The sequence below is a fragment of the Luteibacter sp. UNC138MFCol5.1 genome, assembly GCF_900110505.1.
Lineage (GTDB): Bacteria > Pseudomonadota > Gammaproteobacteria > Xanthomonadales > Rhodanobacteraceae > Luteibacter.
The window spans coordinates 296476-314873 of the sequence record NZ_FODZ01000004.1; the positions used below are offsets into that span (position 1 = coordinate 296476).

17 protein-coding genes are annotated in these 18398 nt (G+C 60.5%); 10 read left to right on the forward strand and 7 right to left on the reverse strand.

Annotation, left to right across the window (positions count from 1 at the left end; all coding sequences use genetic code 11):
• The first annotated feature begins 79 nt into the window (after window positions 1–79).
• The 8 genes from BMY69_RS13540 to BMY69_RS13570 all read left to right on the forward strand — a co-directional run bounded on the left by BMY69_RS13540 (window position 80) and on the right by BMY69_RS13570 (window position 8024).
• Window positions 80–2164 carry a catalase gene (locus BMY69_RS13540; RefSeq protein ID WP_090179102.1) on the forward strand — a complete coding sequence of 695 codons (2085 nt, stop codon included), beginning with the start codon at window positions 80–82 and terminating at the stop codon, window positions 2162–2164.
• A 157-nt stretch (window positions 2165–2321) separates the two neighbouring features.
• Window positions 2322–2486, forward strand: a complete 165-nt coding sequence (locus tag BMY69_RS19685; protein ID WP_175472767.1) for a hypothetical protein — start codon at window positions 2322–2324, stop codon at window positions 2484–2486.
• An 86-nt stretch (window positions 2487–2572) separates the two neighbouring features.
• A complete protein-coding gene (locus BMY69_RS13545; RefSeq protein WP_090179105.1) occupies window positions 2573–4204 on the forward strand; it encodes an asparagine synthase-related protein in 1632 nt (543 codons plus the stop codon).
• Between the two features lie 201 nt (window positions 4205–4405).
• Entirely contained in the window at window positions 4406–4738 is a 333-nt protein-coding gene (locus BMY69_RS13550; protein WP_090179107.1) for a BufA1 family periplasmic bufferin-type metallophore, read from the forward strand.
• 135 nt (window positions 4739–4873) lie between these two features.
• Entirely contained in the window at window positions 4874–5722 is an 849-nt protein-coding gene (locus BMY69_RS13555) for an MNIO family bufferin maturase (protein WP_218143179.1), read from the forward strand.
• Window positions 5715–6728 carry a hypothetical protein gene (locus BMY69_RS13560; protein ID WP_090179113.1) on the forward strand — a complete coding sequence of 338 codons (1014 nt, stop codon included), beginning with the start codon at window positions 5715–5717 and terminating at the stop codon, window positions 6726–6728. Before BMY69_RS13555 ends, BMY69_RS13560 begins: the two co-directional genes overlap by 8 nt.
• On the forward strand, window positions 6725–7525 hold the full coding sequence (locus BMY69_RS13565) for an HvfC/BufC N-terminal domain-containing protein (protein ID WP_177191174.1): 801 nt from the start codon (window positions 6725–6727) through the stop codon (window positions 7523–7525). Before BMY69_RS13560 ends, BMY69_RS13565 begins: the two co-directional genes overlap by 4 nt.
• Entirely contained in the window at window positions 7518–8024 is a 507-nt protein-coding gene (locus BMY69_RS13570; RefSeq protein WP_218143180.1) for a DoxX family protein, read from the forward strand. The genes BMY69_RS13565 and BMY69_RS13570 overlap by 8 nt, the downstream gene beginning before the upstream one ends.
• Before the next feature lie 70 nt (window positions 8025–8094).
• Here BMY69_RS13570 and BMY69_RS13575 read toward each other — a convergent pair whose 3' ends face one another.
• The 5 genes from BMY69_RS13575 to BMY69_RS13595 form a co-directional block, all read right to left on the reverse strand.
• Window positions 8095–8547, reverse strand: coding sequence for an SRPBCC family protein (locus BMY69_RS13575; RefSeq protein ID WP_090179120.1), 453 nt, complete (start codon window positions 8545–8547; stop codon window positions 8095–8097).
• Window positions 8548–8568: 21 nt separating this feature from the next.
• Window positions 8569–8835, reverse strand: a complete 267-nt coding sequence (locus BMY69_RS13580) for a transposase (protein ID WP_177191175.1) — start codon at window positions 8833–8835, stop codon at window positions 8569–8571.
• An 87-nt stretch (window positions 8836–8922) separates the two neighbouring features.
• Window positions 8923–9870, reverse strand: coding sequence for a helix-turn-helix domain-containing protein (locus BMY69_RS13585; protein ID WP_090179124.1), 948 nt, complete (start codon window positions 9868–9870; stop codon window positions 8923–8925).
• 477 nt (window positions 9871–10347) lie between these two features.
• Window positions 10348–10767, reverse strand: coding sequence for a DUF6896 domain-containing protein (locus BMY69_RS13590; protein ID WP_090179126.1), 420 nt, complete (start codon window positions 10765–10767; stop codon window positions 10348–10350).
• Between the two features lie 51 nt (window positions 10768–10818).
• Window positions 10819–11274: a hypothetical protein gene (locus tag BMY69_RS13595; RefSeq protein ID WP_143070475.1), complete on the reverse strand. Its 456-nt coding sequence runs from the start codon at window positions 11272–11274 to the stop codon at window positions 10819–10821.
• Window positions 11275–11444: 170 nt separating this feature from the next.
• Between BMY69_RS13595 and BMY69_RS13600 the strand changes: the two genes are divergently transcribed.
• Window positions 11445–12560: a tyrosine-type recombinase/integrase gene (locus BMY69_RS13600; protein WP_090179131.1), complete on the forward strand. Its 1116-nt coding sequence runs from the start codon at window positions 11445–11447 to the stop codon at window positions 12558–12560.
• 116 nt (window positions 12561–12676) lie between these two features.
• Window positions 12677–15382: a type I restriction endonuclease gene (locus tag BMY69_RS13605; RefSeq protein WP_090179134.1), complete on the forward strand. Its 2706-nt coding sequence runs from the start codon at window positions 12677–12679 to the stop codon at window positions 15380–15382.
• Window positions 15383–15491: 109 nt separating this feature from the next.
• On the opposite strand, the gene BMY69_RS13610 is transcribed toward BMY69_RS13605, so the two are convergent.
• The gene (locus BMY69_RS13610) at window positions 15492–16643 is read right to left on the reverse strand and encodes a DUF4238 domain-containing protein (protein WP_090179137.1); all 1152 of its coding nucleotides are present in this window, start codon (window positions 16641–16643) and stop codon (window positions 15492–15494) included.
• A gap of 533 nt (window positions 16644–17176) precedes the next feature.
• Window positions 17177–18397, reverse strand: a complete 1221-nt coding sequence (locus BMY69_RS13615; RefSeq protein WP_090179140.1) for a hypothetical protein — start codon at window positions 18395–18397, stop codon at window positions 17177–17179.
• Window position 18398: the final 1 nt, after the last annotated feature.

The following is an 18398-nucleotide window of genomic DNA, read 5'->3' on the forward strand; positions in this document are numbered from 1 at the left end:
TGACGGATCTCTGAAGCAAATGAACTTTACCTATACGTCGCGGCCCTCATCGTAGCGGTTCACCGAGTGGGGAGCAGCCATGGCAACGAAGAGCAAGAAGGTAACGCCTGCGACGACGACCGACGTTCGCGGCGAAGGTGACGAACTCCATCAGCAGGCCGGTGGCACGCACCCTGCGATGACGACCAACCAGGGTCTGACGGTTGGCGACGATCAGAACTCCCTGAAGATCGGGCCGCGTGGCCCCGTGCTCCTCGAGGATTTCATCCTCCGGGAGAAGATCACGCACTTCGATCACGAACGCATTCCCGAAAGGATCGTGCACGCCCGCGGTTCGGCGGCCCACGGCTTCTTCGAGCTGACGGAGTCGCTCGAGGCGTACACCACCGCGCGCGTGCTGACGGAGGTCGGCGAGCGCACGCCCGTCTTCACCCGCTTCTCGACCGTCGCGGGCGGCGCCGGTTCGGTCGACACACCGCGCGACGTGCGCGGGTTCGCCGTGAAGCTCTACACCAAGGAGGGCAACTGGGATCTGGTCGGCAACAACATCCCCGTGTTCTTCATCCAGGACGCCATCAAGTTTCCCGACCTCATCCACGCCGTGAAGATGGAACCCGACCGCGGATTCCCTCAGGCGGCGAGTGCGCACGACACGTTCTGGGACTTTATCTCGCTGACGCCCGAGGCGTTCCACATGATCATGTGGGCCATGTCGGACCGGGCCATTCCGCGTTCGTTGCGCATGATCGAAGGCTTCGGCGTTCATTCGTTCCGGCTGGTTAACGGCAGCGGCGACAGCACCTTCGTGAAGTTCCACTGGCGGCCGAAGCTGGGGCTGCAGTCCACCGTGTGGGACGAGGCGGTGAAGCTCGCTGGCGCCGATCCGGACTTCCATCGCCGCGACCTGTTCGAGTCGATCCAGGCCGGCAACTTCCCGGAGTGGGAACTGGGCGTCCAACTGTTCACGGAAGAGGAGGCGGCGGCGTTCCCGTTCGACCACCTCGACGCCACCAAGCTCATCCCCGAGGAACTGGTGCCGCTGAAGATCATCGGTCGCATGGTGCTCGATCGCTGGCCGGACAACTTCTTCGCCGAAACCGAGCAGGTGGCGTTCTGTCCCTCGCACCTGGTGCCCGGACTGGATTTCAGCAACGACCCGCTGCTTCACGGCCGCCTGTTCTCGTATCTGGACACGCAGCTGTCGCGACTGGGCTCGCCCAATTTCCACCAGCTACCGATCAATGCGCCGAAATGCCCGTTCGCGAACCACCAGCGCGATGGGCACATGCAACACCAGGTGCCGAAGGGGCGTGTGGCGTACGGGCCGAGTTCCCTTGAACCTGATGCGCCTCGGGAAGATGCGAAGCACGGTTTCCGCTCGTACGACGGCGAGGAGGCTGGCAAGCGGGGCAGGGTGCGTGCGGAGACGTTCGCGGATCACTACAGCCAGGCTCGCCTCTTCTACACGAGTCAGACCGCCTACGAGCAGGCACACATCGCGTCGGCCCTCGTCTTCGAACTGTCCAAGGTGGACACGCAACACGTTCGTGAGCGGGTCGTGGGCCATCTTCGTCACATCGACGACGACCTGGCCAAGCGGGTCGCGGGCGGTCTCGCCATGGACGATCTGCCGCCGGTACCGCCGGCGAAGGTCGCCCCGATCGACATGCCACCGTCGCCAGCGCTACAGATCATCGGCAAGATGAAGAAGACGCTGGAAGGCCGCGTGGTCGGCATCCTGATCAACGATGGCTCGGATGCGAAGGTCGTCTCGGCGCTCACGAAGGCGGTGGAAAGCGCGGGAGCCACGCCCAAGGTTGTGGCCCCCAAAGTCGGTGGCGCGACGCTGTCGGACGGCAAGAAGCTGGCAGCGGACGGACAGCTGGCCGGCACGCCGTCGATCAACTTCGACGCCGTGGCCGTCTTGCTGAGCAAGGAGGGCGCAGATCAGCTCGTCCGTGAGGCGGCCGCGGTGGACTTCGTGCGCGACGCCTTCGGCCACCTGAAGGCCATCGCGCTCGACGAGGGCGGCCGGACGTTGTTCGATGCGTCAGGGCTCGACGCCGACGAAGGCGTGATCCCCGCGACCGACGTCAAGGCCTTCATCGACGGCGCGATGGGCCGCTATTTCGCACGCGAGGCCAAGGTCCGGATGCTGCCCTGAGCGGGAGTGCGAAGAATCAGGTGGTGCGTCGGCAGCCTTCTTCTGGCCACGGCGCACACGCCTGCCGAGTTTGCGTATGGATGATGCCCCGCGCGGAGGAGGGGCATGCTACGGTCCCAAGGCCGCATCCGGCGGCGTATGACCTCAGGAGCGTTCCATGGAAAAGCGCGATCAGGTGATGCACGACGTGAACCCCTTCGGCGTCCAGATGGAAGGGCCGATGCAGCCGACCATGACCGTGGGTAAGTGGGCCCCGAAGATCGACGACGTCGGCGACATCGGCCGCATCGGCTCCACCCATAGCGGCGGCGACTGGGGCTGAGTCTCCCGGACCATCGTCTGCAGGACGCACGTCGAGGCCGCCTTCGGAAGAGGGCGGCTTTCTTTGTGTTTCAGGGAGCCCCGCCATTGATCAAGGCCGAGATCGCGCTGTCCGACCTCTCGTTCGATCCCATGCCCCGTGCCGATGCGATCGTGCTGGGCGGAAGCAGGATCATTCCTTGCCGTCATCCGATGCTCGAGACGTTGTGCATTCGCGCACCGGGGCAATGGTTCCTCGTGACGCGCGAGCGCATGGCTTCCGATGCACCGCATGACGACTCGCGTGCCATCGCCGTCGAGGATGTCGACGAGGCGCGGTTCCATGCGCTGTACCAGGCCAGCCTGCTCTGGCCGCTCGACTACGTGATGATCGAGGTCGCCCAGGCCGGCCATCGCTTGCGCGTCCGCGCAGGCGTCCTCGGCGTGCTACCGATATATGCGCGCGTGCTGGACGACCGTGTCTCGCTGTCGTGGAACTCCGCCGACCTCGCCGCCGGGCCCGCGTTGCTCGATCTCGAGGTCGCAAGCCATCAGCTGGCCCTGCGCACGCTCTACGCGGCGCGTCAGCTCTACACGGGCGTGGTGATGCTCACGGAACGCGCCTCGCTGCACGTGGAACCGGGGAGGGCGCGCTTCCGCTACCCGGAACCCGTGCCGGCGGCGGTGCCTTCGGCCGACGACGGCGAAGACACGCTTCCTGCGTTCGCCGAGGCCCTGCAACGCGCGCTGCATCTTCGCCCATGGAGAGACGGCAGCGCGTCGCTCGAACTCAGCGGCGGCATGGACTCCGCGACCGTCGCGACAGCCTTGACGAGACACCACGCCGGCATCGACAGCAAGGGCATCCTGCTCGACGGGCAAGTGCGCGCTCCGCAGGTGCACCGCCGCCGGATGATTGCCGAGCGGCTTAACCTGTCCGACCGCACCGTCGACATCGCCGACTGGCCGCCGGACGTCGGCCTCGCACAGCCGACGCGGCCCTACGGCTTCTGTCGCGACTTCTACCTCGAAGCGTGCGAAGCCCTGTGGACGTCCGCGCGCGAGCGAGGTCGCGACGTCCTGTTCACCGGTATCGGCGGCGACGAACTCTTTCCCGCGTACCTTGGCGAAGTGTCGACCGGCGCGGTCACGGGTCCCGAGTGGTCGAAAGACGCGCGCGGCCACGCCGAAGCGATCATGACGCCCCGCGCGCGAGCGGCGGCACGCAGCCGCCCGATGTTCGACGCGCCGGATAGCCCGGTCCCCGTGACGTCGCTTCTGGCACAGGCCTGCCGCGCGCCCGACCTGTTCGCGCACGGCCAGTGGCCCGTCAACCCCCTGAGCGATCCTCACCTGGCCGCGTTCTGCCATCGGTTGCCGAGAAGCAGTCGCGAGGGCAGGGAGGTGATGCGCCGCTACCTGGAAAGCCATCTGGGTAACGACGTCTTCCCCAAGGGTTACATGAAGGAGACCTTCGCCGACGTGCTCCCGCCGCTCATCGCACGCCAAGCGGCGTCGCTGGCGACGCAGCTGCGGGAATGCGCACTGGCCGACATGGGGCTCGTAGACCGGGACGCGGTACTCGACCTGCTGGAGACGATCGTACGGACGAGATCGCATCCTGCGACGTCCGCGTTCGCTTCGTTTCTGTGGTTGGAGCGGCTGGCGAGGCAGGGGGCAAACTGCAGCACGAACACCTCGCCCGGACGAGCGCGCCCGACCGCTGACGAGCTTCTGTGACGATGGTCTGGCGATTTTGTCCGGGGACTTCCTCGTCGAGCTAGCAGTTCGAATCCTCGCCGCGCCGAAGGCGCTCTCAGGACGCAACCACATGACATCGCGCGCAACGGCATGCAATCAAGCCTTTGTTGTTCGATACAACATCTTCACGGGGCCGAACCAATTGCGAGCCTCTACGCTCAATCCACTGAGGATGTAACCATGTCTAGCCGATCCATGAGCCTTCTTGTTGCCGGCGCCATCGCAACCGTCGCTGGCAGCTTCGCCTCCGCAAACGCCGCTGCGGAGGACTTCACGCCCGCTCAAAAGCAGATCCAGGCGGAACATACGAAGCTGGTCAAGTCTGGAAAGGTGGAGCCGTGCTTCGGCACTGCACTGAAGGGGCAGAACGACTGTTACGCCGGTGCGGGCACCACCTGCGCCGGCACGAGCACGCAGGACTATCAGGGCAATGCCTTCAAGCTCGTTCCGAAGGGCACCTGCACTGCGGTGAGCACGCCGAACGGTCCGGGAAGTCTCTCCCCGAAGGTCTGATGTTCAAGCTCGTCCGGCGGTCCGCGCCGGGCGGGCCTCCCACGAATTCGAGGCGATCCTGTGTCGACTGTCCGGTCGGTTGCCCCACTTATGCATGCGCCGCCGCGTCCCACGCCAGTCGAGGGCTGGTGCGGGGTGGGGCTGAAGCCTGAGCATTACCGTGCCATCCTCGAGAACGCGCCCGCCATACCGTTCTTCGAAGTGCATGCCGAGAACTACATGGGCGCGGGTGGACCTCCCCACCGGTACCTCACCGCCATTCGCGAACGCTATGCCATCTCGGTGCACGGCGTCGGCCTATCGCTTGGCGGGCAGCTTCCCCTGGATCGCCAGCACCTGGACCGCCTGAAAGCCCTTGTGGATCGATACCAGCCTGCGTTGTTCTCCGAGCACCTCGCCTGGTCCACCCATGCGAGGGGCTTTCTGAATGACCTCCTGCCGTTGCCGTATACGTCGGATACGTTGCGACGTGTCTGCGAACATGTCGACGAACTCCAGAGCCATCTCGGACGCGAGATGTTGCTCGAAAACCCCGCGACTTACGTCCGTTTTGACGAAAGTGCGTACGACGAAACAGATTTCATCAACGAAGTAGCCCGCCGGACGGGATGCGGTATCCTGCTGGACATCAACAATGTCGTCGTGTCCTGTGCGAATCACAAAACGGACCCGTTCGCATATGTCGGCCGGATCAATTCGAGGGTGGTTGGGGAGTTCCATCTCGCCGGCCATCAGCGGGAGCACGAGGGGACCGACGATGCAGTGCTCATCGACACGCATGATCGCAGCGTAGCGCCGTCGGTATGGGCATTGTACGAGGCAGCACTCCAACTCATCGGTGCCCGTCCATCGATGATCGAATGGGATGCGAACGTTCCCCCGCTGGACGTGCTGGTGGCCGAAGCCGTGCATGCAGACGCCATCGCGGCGGTCGCGATGGCGGGCTGGGCTCGTTCGGGCATCCCTGGGGGCAGTCGTGCCTGACCGCCGCGCGTGCCTTTATTTTTCCTGGAGCCGTCCAGTTGAAAAGGACGCGCCCCTGGGGGACATCAACAACCGCTTCCCAGCGCTGTTCGAGGCGCGCCGTATCCACTATCCGCGGTTCGAGCATCTCTCGCCCTCACGTGATATCGATCAGGGCATAAACGGTTTTCTCGATCACATCCAGTTGCCTAACTTCCATGCCTTCCTGCAGCTCGCCACAGATATCTGCCGCCAAGAAGCCTTAATGCTTGAACGGGTCAGCGAAGACTTCGGGACGACCGAACTGACGGATTCGCTCCTGCGCGAAGTCGATACCCTGATAATCATCAGCTTCGACGCCATTCGAACGCTGCAGAGCCCCTCGCAGGCTGAGCTGAACGCTCTCCGCGGCTTCCTACAGACGCCGGGCAACATGCTCTTCGTGTGCCCTCATCACGACATAGGGGACACCACCAGCGTTTCTCCGAATCTGCATGACCGGCGCCAGCAAGCGGAGTTTTACCATCACGGTGATCGCTCGATTCCGCCCCAACAACGCTTCGGCGGCTTCGGGCGAGATGTACTTGCCGGCTTGGGCGTACCGGTTGAGAACCGATTCGGCCTGCGTCCGCGGCTCGATGACCACGGGACAGCCTGGCCGTTCCGCGCCGAGCGGGCATTGGACCGGTGGGGGCTGTTAAAGGATGTCGAGAGCTTCAACACGCATCCGCACCTCCCACATCTCGAGCGCATAGGCGGGGCGAGAGACAGGCTCGATGTGCTCGTCCAGCAGCAGATCGAGCCGACGGCACATCCGAACCCGTTCTGTGACGAAGGCAGGCGTGACTTCGACGCCATGCTCCAGTCGCGGACTGGCGTATTCGATGGGACCTTGCTCGTCTGCGACTCGACTCTATGGAGTTCCACAGCGGGAGGCATCGCACAACTCCAGACATTCTGGTCGAACGTCATGCAACGATCCAAGGCAGCAACCGCCCCTTGGCCACGGACGGATGCGTGGCCATGATTGCCCGCTTGGAGAATAGCTGGCAATCACGTTTCGGCGACGCCGTGCTCGATCCCTCGCTTCCCGTGCCAGCAGGGGTCACCGCTGGTCCACGCGCAAATGCGGCTCGGCGCTTCGGCGTTTATCGGAACAACGCGGTAATGGGGCAGGTGATAACGCTCGAGGACGCATATCCCGTGACAACCAGACTCGTCGGCACCGAGTTCTTCCGCGCCATGGCGGCGGCTTATTGCACCGGTGAGGTTCCTCGTTCACCCATGATGGCCGAGTATGGCGCTTCTTTGCCGGCCTTCGTGGACGACTTCCCACCTGCGAAATCGCTTCCGTACCTCGGCGATGTCGCGCGGCTGGAGCGGGCCTGGGTCGAGGCTTATCACGCGGAAGAGTCAGCGATTCTCGAGCCATTCGTGCTCATGACAGCCATCGCTGGGGACGCGCTCGCGCGCTTTGTAATGCACCCATCCGTAAAGATCGTACGCTCATCTTATCCGGTGGTATCGATCTGGGAGACGAACATCCATTTATCGTCAGCGAGACGAGTGGATCTGGACGAAGGGCCGGAGAGCTGCGTGATCGTGCGGCCGGAATACGATGTCGAGGTCCACCGGCTTCGACGTGGAGGCGCCACGTTTCTCACCGCCTTGATGCGTGGCGAAGACCTGACCAGTGCCGCGGCGCTTGCGGTCGCGGAAGCCGATGACTTCGACCTCGTCTTCCATCTACGCCTGCTGGTCGACGCTCGCATGGTCATCGCGTCACATGCAGGCGTCCGTAACGCGGAGACTCCCGGTGACTGATCAACTCATTCGACGCTCGCGCTTGGGATGGCTGGCACGCGGGAATGCGGCACTTGCTGATATCGGTTCTGCTCTTGCGCCGATCGCCGTGCGAGTCGCACTAGCCTTGCCCTTCCTGCGTTCCGGCTTGACCCGATGGGATGGTTGGTTCAACCTGGCGCCAGCGACCACTTACCTCTTCGAAGAGCAGTTCCGACTCCACTTGTTCGGTGCGCAGGTCGCCATTCCGTGGCCGGATCAGGTCGCCTGGCTGGTCGCCTGTGCAGAGATCGCACTGCCATTGCTGTTGCTTGCCGGACTGGCCACGCGAGTCGCGGCTCTTGGATTGCTCAGCATGACGGTCGTGATCCAGCTTGTCTTCCCGGACGGTTGGGCGAACTTTCATTTGTACTGGGCTGCTCTCGCCTTGGCAGCGATGGCGATCGGTGCCGGCCCCGTGTCGCTTGATCGGCTCCTGTCGACGTGGGAACGCGGTGGCGCGCGATCAGGCGGCGTTTAACGCGAGGAGCGGGGCGGCGTTGCGCTTTTGCTAAGAATGCGCCTGCTCCGCAGGCGCCGCGAAGTTGCCGTCAAGCACGCTCGACATATGCCTTGAGGTGTGCATGTACCCGTTTGATCTCCCTGGAAAAGGCCCAGCCGACGGCGTGACCGGCGAATCGCACGGGGCCACTAGGAACTAGCCGAAGCCTACGGGAGAGCTCGGTGGAATCGTCCAGGTCGGTCAGAGTATCCGTGACCTCGATGTCCAGTCGTCCCAGCCAAGCGGGCTGGAGCGACATCGGCTGATGGTAAGCGATGCACAATGGACGACGCAGTCTTACGATCATGCCTTCACGCGTGCCGAACAGGCTGCGTTCGGTGTACCGCGTTCCTTCCGCTATGGGCCCTTCGGAGATCGCACGCGTGCCCTTGAATACGGCTGAGTGAGGAAGCCAGTTCCCGTAATGACGCAGATCCATCAATACATCGAAGATGGCGTCGGGTCGTGCGCCGATCCTGGTGGTAAACAGATACTCCGGCATATCGACGCTCCTTACCGTAGGTTATCGTTTTCGCGAAAGCAGCGCCTTCAACCGCTCGTTCTCGAGCGCAAGTTCCGCATACATGCGTTTCAGGGCACCTAGCTCTGTCTCCGTATCCCGCAGCCGCCGTACGGTGGAAAGTGCGGCGCCCGCGTAACGGCTTCGCCATGCATCCAATATTTCACGGGTTATCTGCAAGTCAGCGCAAACGACCTCGGGGTCGCGCCCGCTCGCCAGCTCGGCAAGCGCGTCGGCGATCTGCTGCTCGGAGAACCGCTTCGTACGCACGCGCTTCCCTCCCATGGATCCCGTATGGTAGTCGGTGCCCGCGTTTCGGGCTGGGTCGGTCTTGCGCGATATGGCTGCTGGTTGCGCTCAGGATGCCCGCGCCCCACGCGAGCGGCGGGCACCGTACTCGCGTGCGAAGGCTCCCGGCGTCGTCCCGACATGGAAGGTAAAGCGTCGCGTAAAATGGCTCTGGTCGGAGAATCCCACGAGGAGGGCGATATCGGCTAGCGACAACGCGGTCTCGACTACGAGCTGGCGGGCGCGACGGATGCGGCACTCTTCGACGAAGGCAAATGCGGTAACGCCCATCGTCTGCTTGAACAAGCGGCAGAAGTGGAAGCGACTGACGCCGACGATCGCCGCAAGCTCTGCCAGCCCGATCGATCGGTGCAGATTGTCTTCGACGTATTCTGTCAGGCGGCCCACCTCGACTCGGCCTAGTCCACGAGTTCGCTGTCGCTCGACTGGCTGGAAGACGTTATATCGCCGGAGGAGATGCGCTGCCAGTGCGCTCGAGATAGCGTCGACGATGAGACGCTGGCAGGGATGAGGCGCGAGGTCGAGCTCGGCGACAAATGCCTGCGCCAGGCGCGCGATGGTGGGATCGAATGTATCGAACACATTGACCACCTCCATGCGGACCGGTCCTGCGTCGCCGAGCTCGTCGGCCGCGTGCGTCACGAGGGAAGTAGGGACACGAAGTCGCGCCGAGGGCGCAGCATCGCCGTCCCAGGACGACGAATAACCCGCCGGCATGATGAGCGTGTGGCCGGCCCGAACGACCCGGGTGTCGACCGCACCCGCCCGGATCTGGGTCAGTCTTGCCGCGCCCGACGTGCAGAGGTGCACCATGTGGTGGTCGAGCGGGGCGTACGATTCGGTCACCTTCAAATAGCTGCGGTGCACATCCAGGGTCACACCGGACCAGCCCCGGCCCCGGCTCGTAGCGACGGGAAGTTGGGGTCGGGCATGCAGGATCGCGTCGATGGAAAGCGCGGCCGGGGTCTGTGGCGGATTCGGGGTTGGCTGCGACATCGTGCAGTGTCCGGTGGATGGCGTGATTGTGCCTGCGCCTGCAGGGGCACGTTCTTGCGTGGCATTGCTGCAAATGGGAGGACGTTGCTTCTCGCTCCGCCATATGGGGCGCAGTAGAGGGCTCGGCACGCCGCCGGAAACATCATACCATAAGTTTACATAATATACATTATGCGTAGTACATGTAGTGTCGTAGGGGTCGCCGCAAGCCTGTCGCGACCCGCTTAATTCTGTCCTCAGTGACTTAATTTTGACCACCTGCGTTATCGCGTCCCCGCTGGGTGCGTTCAACAGAGGTAGGCCGTATCGGCCGTAGTTCTAGGCCAACTGCGCCTAGTTCCCTATGCCAGTTTTGACCTGCGCCAAAGTTTTTATGCCAGTCATCCTAGAGCGCCCAAATAAGCGAGCCAATCTGCGCGCGTTTGCCCGGCCTGATCATTTGAACGACAACTATGTACACGGTCTGCGTCCAACGCGTCACGACGAAATGGAAATGGGCGCGCGCTTGAGGTAGTACAGGTGATGACTCGAGTAGACGACTTCGCCCGCAGCCACCGCGGCACGAAACGAATTCCCAAGGTGCTCGACGGTCATGAACCCGATTGAGCGCGGATTCTCCGTCAGAAATATCCTCAATCGCCACTCGTCGAAAGCATCGATCTGACCGTTCTCGCCGAAGTCAAAATCGACAGACCGGTCACTCCCTTGGACGTCGCAGCCATAGCCGTGCTTCTGGTAACGAACGCCACCGCCAAGTTCACCTCGTGGGCCTATTGGCGTCGCTGCCCAGTCGTCATTGCTTGTCGGAAGCGAGATGCCCGAGGCTTCTAGTAAAGCTGTTGCATGCGCCACGGCATCAATATAGTTACGTATGAGGGTGAAAAGTTGCCTATCCATCGACGCCGCTCCCTTCGCTGAGGCAGGTGTAAAACGGCGTGGCACAGGTAATCACGGCAAGCCAAGTAGGCTCTTGAACCCGCTCACCGCGACTTCCTTACCCAGCGCGCGGACGACCTTACCAGCGAGGACGAGCGCCTCCGACTGGTCGTCCTCCCATTCCATATAAGCGTACGCCCCGGTCTTGAAGGCGAAATGGTCGCACATCCGCCGGAATTCCCGGCGCCGGGCCTTCTCCGGCATACCAAAGCCGAGCAGGTCCACGTACTGCTTCAGAGCCTCGGTCGCCAGCATGCGCCCTTCCACCATCCAGGTCTCGCTCGAGCCAGGATGGCGCAATTGAATGAGTCCGCGCTCTTCGTCCGCGGCGCTTTCGTCGACGACATCCAGGGTAACGCCCGTCGCCAGTTGACGTGCGCGGCACGCGTCGACCCCGTACTCCATGTCGTATAGCGGCAGCAGGCTGCCAATGAAGCGCACCATGCGTTCGCTTTGACTGCGTTCCATCTGTGGTCCTCAAGATCAGTGGGTAGCGTGTTTGATCGGTTTAATCCACGAGTACTATGGTGTCATAAAGTGCTGAATTAGAGCCATAAATGACGAATATAATGATAGCGAATAATGGCAGTTATTCGCTATTATGTGGTCAGATGATAGATTACAGGGGCAAATGACGCATGCCGAAGCCGACGCACCCTTCCCTACCCATCGTGCAGACGCTTGACGCACTGTCCTCGGTGCCAGGTGTGGCTGCGGCTGTCCGTGAATCCCGCGCTGCCCTTGCCACGTCCGTTGACGAGGTCATCGCACGCCTGGCGAGCTGGTCAGCTGACTTCGCCGCCGGCAGCGCCTCGGCGACGGTGAAGGCCGTCCGCTCGGACTGGACCCAGTACCTGGCCTGGTGCGACACGGCCGGACATTCGCCACTTCCCGCGTCCGTCCTGCAATTGGAAGCCTTTCTGGTCGACGCCATCGACCGCGGCCGTAAACGCGCCACGGTGGATCGCTACCTTTATACCGTGGGCCTGGTCCACATTGCGGCCGGCCTGCCGAGCCCCTCGAAGGACCCTGACTGGGCGGTGAAATGGAAGAAGCTGACCCGCCGCCTGAAGACCACTGGTGGGCATGTACGCAAGCAGGCCGCCGAACTCGACATGGCCGGCGTCACCGCGATCCTTGCGACGCTGGGCGACAGCCCGCGCGACCTGCGTGACGCCGCCCTGCTCTCGATAGCCTCCGATACGCTCTGCCGCGAATCTGAACTGGTGGCGATCGAGATGGCTCACCTGCACCTGAATCGGCGACGCAATACCTGGGCGCTGCACGTACCCTTTTCCAGAACCAACCAGGACGGCGAGTCCCCCGACTACCGCTTCGTGAGCCACGAAACCCTTGCCCGCGTCCGTGCCTGGCAAGGTGTCGCCGGCATCACGGAAGGTCCCCTCTTCCGGCCCATCGGTGGTCGCCCCAAACTGACAGGAGATGCCTTCCCTGCCCTCCTGCCGCAGGAGGTTGCCCGCATTTTTCGACGGCGCGCGCGGGCAGCCGGTCTGGAGGGAGCCGCAGCGATTAGCGGCCATTCGGCGCGCATTGGATCCGCCAACGACCTCGCCGAGCACGGTGCGACGAGCACGCAGATTCAGCAAGCTGGAGGCTGGAAGACCGAGCGAATGGTGTCCTATTACACGCGACGGTCATGCGCTGGCGAAAATGCGATGGCGTATCTCAGGCGTGCAAAAGATCTCAAGCCGACAGACAGATCGCAGAGCGACGTGGAGCCAATTGACCGCTGACGCGATACGTGTAGAAATGCTTCACGATGTCGACGTACAACTGGAGGCTTGGTGCCGGCTCGCGACACTGCCTCAAAACGGAACTGAATTAGATCAATATAGGGAGGAGGCTGCGCATGTGGGTTACTACCGGCTTGAGCAATGAAAGCGACGTTGAGCAGAAATTTATTTACCCCCTCCTCGTTACTCCCTCTCCAGCAGGCATGGGGCTTCCGCCTTCGGTAATTCAGACGAAAGCGAATATTCGTAGGCTTTCCATTGGAAAAGGGGCCGAGAAAAAGCTCTACTATCCCGACTATCTCATTGTGACTTCAGGAATTCCTGTTGTCGTTGTCGAGGCGAAACATCCATCCGAGGACCTTGCTGATGGGTATCGCGAGGCGCGTCTCTACGCTTCCGAGTTGAACGCCCTCTATCCTCATGATGAAAATCCGACACGCTATGTAGTCGCCTCAAACGGTGTCGAACTATGGTTCGGATTCACCGACTCCACGGAGCCTCTCGAAAAATCCGTATGTGCGGAGCTAGGCGTCTACTCGCCAGCGATAGCTCGTCTCACGGAAGAGTTAGGGTGGCACAACATCTCAAAGTATGCCGACAAACTCGCCCGAGCCTCTCGCGCCGCTGCCTACTTCAAGCCGCGGAAGCTTCTCGGAGGCGTCGCGCTTCAGAATGAAGAGGTTGGGCAGAACTCGTTCGGGACCACGGTCACCTCAGCGATCGCGAGTGTCTTCAATCCAGAAAGCCGCGAAGATCGCGCTCACATTGCGAAGCATGGCTACGTTCCATCGCAACGCCGTGAGCGCTATATCGAACCCATCGACAAGGTAATTCGTGCTGCCCGGCCGCCTAGCGAAACACATGCGACGATGTTGGAAGATACGTCGAAACCCGAAGAAGTTATTCAAAAACTCAGGCAGCCAAAGATTTTGGAGCACAAGGTGCTGCTACTGATCGGCAGTGTTGGATCGGGAAAATCGACATTCATAGACTACCTCCAGGAGGTTGCTCTACCGTCAGAACTCCGTTCGGCAATAGTGTGGTGTCGCCTAAATATGAATGTAGCTCCGGTTTCCGCGAATGAAATTTATACGTGGTTGCGGGAGGAAATCATTATGGCAACTCGTGCATCCCTCCCTGATACGGACTTCGACGACCTAGAGGTTATGCGAAGACTGTACGGCACAGAACTATCGCGGTTCTCAAAAGGCGTAGGAAAGCTCTACGCCGGGGACACTGCGGTGTACGACATCAAATTGGCCGAAGAGCTGCAGCGACTCACGGCCGATCGGCACCTTACCGCGAATTGTCACGTTCGTTTCACCTGCGGTGAACGGCAAAAACTATGCATGATGGTGCTCGACAACTGCGACAAGAAAACGCGTGACGAGCAACTTCTAATGTTCGAGGCCGCTCAGTGGCTACAGAAGGAGTTCCGTTGCTTGGTCATCTTGCCATTGCGCGACGAGACGTACGACAACCATAAGGACCAACCACCACTCGACACCGCGTTAAAGGACTTAGTGTTTAGAATCGAACCTCCACTCTTTCAACAGGTACTAGTAAAGCGTGTCCAGCTCGCCGTTCTTGAGCTTAGCTCGGATGCTGCAGAGAAGCTGCACTATTCATTACCGAATGGGTTTACCGTCGAGTATCCGAAGTCAGAGCAGGCGTTCTACTTATTGTCCATTCTTAAATCGCTCTTCGAACATGACCGCTTCGCGCGACGCCTGATCGTCGGCTTAGCAGGAAGGAACATGCGTCTTGCGCTTGAGATCTTTCTTGATTTCTGCAAAAGCGGTTACATCGGTGATGATCAGATATTCAAGATAAGGCAATCTGAAGGCACCCATGTACTTCCATTTCACCAGGTCGCCACCGTCATTCTCAGAATGAACCGTCGCTTCTACGACAGCGACCACTCGTACATTAAGAATCTTTTCGCTGCTAACGACAAGGATCCATCGCCAGCGTTCTTCTGCCGATATCTGATCATGCGCTGGTTAGCGGATCGCGTGAAAACTGCTGGTCCGTCAGGTCTCGAGGGATATTTCCGCAAGGCCGACGTAAAGATAGCGGTATTGCCATACGGTCTAAGCCCGGATGCGGTAGACCGTGAAATTAACTACCTACTAGCTGCGCAGTGCGTCATCGCCGAACACTTGAGAACCGATAGTGTGGTTGATGAAGACTTAGTACGACTCGGTCCCGCAGGCTATGTGCACCTTGATCTTGTTGGTAACGTCAATTACCTCGCGGCGATCGCTGAGGATACGTTCTTCGATGATCGGATTCAGGCCGAGCGCGTGGTCAAGAGGATCAAAGATATGGGGTCGCATCTCCACTTGAAAACGGCTGTAGAGAATGCGACTGAAGTGGTCGACTATTTGGACGCGGTTCTAACGCGCGCAAACAAACCCCACGAGAGCATCATGCGTGACAGTCTCCTGTCGGATTTGACCGGCTTTGCTTCTGCAAGAGAGGCGCTTCAGAGAGTTGTAAAAACGCAAGCCAGCGATCCTTGGTTCCGTGCGGATAAGGATCTCCCGCGAGGCTCGTTGCACAATGTCACGGTAGTTAACAAGACACAGCACGGTCACTTCGTAGAATTCCAGACCGGGCTGGTCGGCTTGGTTCACAAGTCGAATGAGAATGGAATCGCTGCGTTTCCCGGCGACCGGGTCTGCGTTGAAGTTATTTGGGTTGACGTGATCCAACGAAAGATGTCACTAAAGTTGATGGCCCTTGTCGCCGAGGATGCCGGCGACGTGGTCGAAGGAGCTTACAGCCTGCCGCTATTCGAAGGGAATGATCAGTCGTAGGACTGCCTGGTAACCGTACGATGTGCGCAAGTACATTTCCCTCGGTCAGCGAGGTTCATGCCCTCACGCTGAATTTGGCGACGATATGCATGCCATGCAAAATGGACGGTCACATCCGCTCCCACGCGACAAGATCCGGCGGGGGACGTCCCTCTCGCTTATCACGATCGTCCCAGGCTCGTTTCGATGCTTGAAAGGTCTTCCACTCCTTGGCACGTAAGGCCTTGGCGCGATCATTGTCGGCTTGTCGGTGGCCGTATTCGTTGAGCGCCATACCGCGGCCATCATCGAACCGGGCGACGACGCCCGTAGTAAAGGGGACTAGGCGTGGATCAGGCATCAGGAAAGTGCGACCTCCAATGCTCGGCCACGGCGTTGTGCCGACGGTATTTTCGGGATAAAGCCAAGCCACATTGCTCGAGGCAATATACCGCTGCGCCATCACCTTTAGGACATAGTTTACCGATTGCACGTACGCTCCATCGACTTGACGGCCGCGTTGTATCTTTCGTAAATCGAAGAGTGAATCCTCGTACACTCGTGGATTCTCAATGCGGCGGACGGGTGACCCCTTGGGATTTCTCACGTACTGCAAGTGAGTCATGACAAGACAACGGGTTGGCGAGAGGGGAAAGAACGTTTGGGTCCCGACGCGCACCGGCGACGGCGTACCTAAATTCGCGACTTCACGCGATCCCGGGTAGATCTCGCGATTATACGCGGTCACCGGGCAGTCGCTCACAATGAATTTCTCTTCGCACTCGTCTGCGCAGATGATTTCCCATACGGAAGCCAGCCACATGGTCTCCAACTGACGATATAACTGGGGGAGTCTCTGTAGCGCTTGCTGATGGGTAGTTGTGCGGGTAACGACTCTAAGGAAATGCAGCCCCTTCAGCGTGCGAAAGAACTGCGCGGCAAGGTACTTTGAGAAGGCGCCTAGTGCCTCGTTCACGCCGTCTTTGATTTGATAGTCGTCAAAAAACGCGATTGCGCGGCTCCCGTGAAAATCGATGTCTGCGAAAAATTGGCTCTCGATGATGTCGGTGTACGCCTCTCCCTGGAACAGCGTGTACAGATGATCCAGGCAAAATGTCGAAGCCGGGCCCGCTCGGCGAACGGCGTTATGATGCTTTACACCTGACGGGGTGTGAATTGGGTCCGGATGCTTGTCCAGCACATGGAATTTCGATTGACCCGCTGCCAAGAAGCGACGCTGGTACCACACGGGCACGTAATGATGATTCGTCCTGAATTCCATAATGGCCTCACGGCGTCAGCCAACCCTGGGAGTGGATCGTACCCGGCTATCGTAGCGAACGGATCCCATGGGCGCCCAGGAGCCCGTACGAGAGCAACGCGCCAGGTCATGATTTGATAACGGGGCGAGATCGCGTCTGGATTGAGGCGGAGCAGCCGAAGCCGATACCTGAATCATCGGTGGAGAAGCGCGATCTCTTCCTGATAAACGGTTGCGGCGACCTCGCTAGCTGTGATCGCTTCGACGGATTTTCGGGCCGCATGCTGAACCTTGTAGAGCAGTCTCGCCCCCGGGAGCGGCGGCGGTAGCAGGGGCTTCCTTGCCCTTGGGTAAGGAAATGATCGCGCGAGCGCCTGCTGGCGTGTTCGTTGCCCAGCCGGAAGCCGTCATAGTTTGCGGTCTTGCCGAAGGGCGGCGCGACCGCAATTTGGCTTGGCGACCCGTAGCCCTCTGTTGGAACATCGCGGTGCTTGGTCGCCCTCCCTAATACATATGCGGGTGTTACCTAGTTAGCGATCAGTGACACGCTACCGCTACGGATGCGTAGACCAATGGGGGGGCTTCCTGTGCGCCTTGAAGTCGGCGAGCAACCGATCAACCGCACGTTCGTCAAAAGACAGTCGCACGACATGCGAGCTAGATGCTTCGACGTCGATTACGTCGAGCTGCAGCGGGTTTCGATCCAGGCCGATCGACTTACCGCTCTGGATGGCCAGGCGCGCAATCCGCTCGGTTTCTACTTCGTCCAGTACGCTTTGGCCGGCGCAATCTTTCGCGATCGCTTTCGTGGCAAGCTCGCGACACTGTGCATCGAGGATCCTTGTCCACATTGGTTTTAGATCGTCTTTGGTTTCAAGGTTCAGCTGCACAGCCGTGCGCAGTGCGATGTGCAACGCAGCGTTAATCATCGTGGTGTGCTCGTTGTCGATCCCATTGCTTACGCGCAAAAACGAGATCGCCGTACCTACGAGCCGTCCCGTTCCCGGTTGCAGCATATCGCCTGCACGTTCAATTAGCTGGGGAGAGCTGAGGCACCAAGTTCCAGTCATGGCCGGCCCACGGTCTTCAGTGAAAAGGTCAGGCACATAAATAAGCTTCGCCTTCCCCGCGCACTCAAGCGCTTGCAATCGCGGCTTGTAGTTGGCCCCCAATTTTGCTCCATTGCAGTCCACGAGAAGCACCAGGAAGAAGTCCTCCATGCCGTGCCTCTCGAAGGCGTTCGCGATTTCACAGACCGCCCGACCGGACACGACAGTGTCGACAAAGACGAACTTTGGGGTGGCTGGATGGAGGGGGCTTCCCAAGCCGCGGTTGAAGCCGAACAGGTGCTCGAGGGTAAACTGGTAGTAGCGAAGCTCGCTGGACGAGGCGTCCTGCGTAAGCATGGCGCGCAAAACGCGGACCCAAAAGTCGCGAATATCGCCGGAATCATTCGACCGGTGTTCGGGCGGATCTGCCGTAAACGGCAGCTCGATCGTCCGTGAAGCAAACGGCTCGTTCAAGCGATGTCGAATTTGGTCTTCAAGCCGGTCGTGTCTGTCATAGAACGGCGAATGGTGAATGTCGTGCAACAAATGCTTAAAAGGGCTCGTGCCCCGGCTGGGGAAAACCAGCGTGGTATAGCCTTCCCTCTCGCGCTCGAGCAGGGCGTCATATAGATCTATCGCCGCGTGCGCGTAGGCGCGGAGGTTGTCCGGGGAGAAGATGCGGAACCAGCTGCTTTGCTCGAGCGCCAGCGAATAAAGCGGATTCATG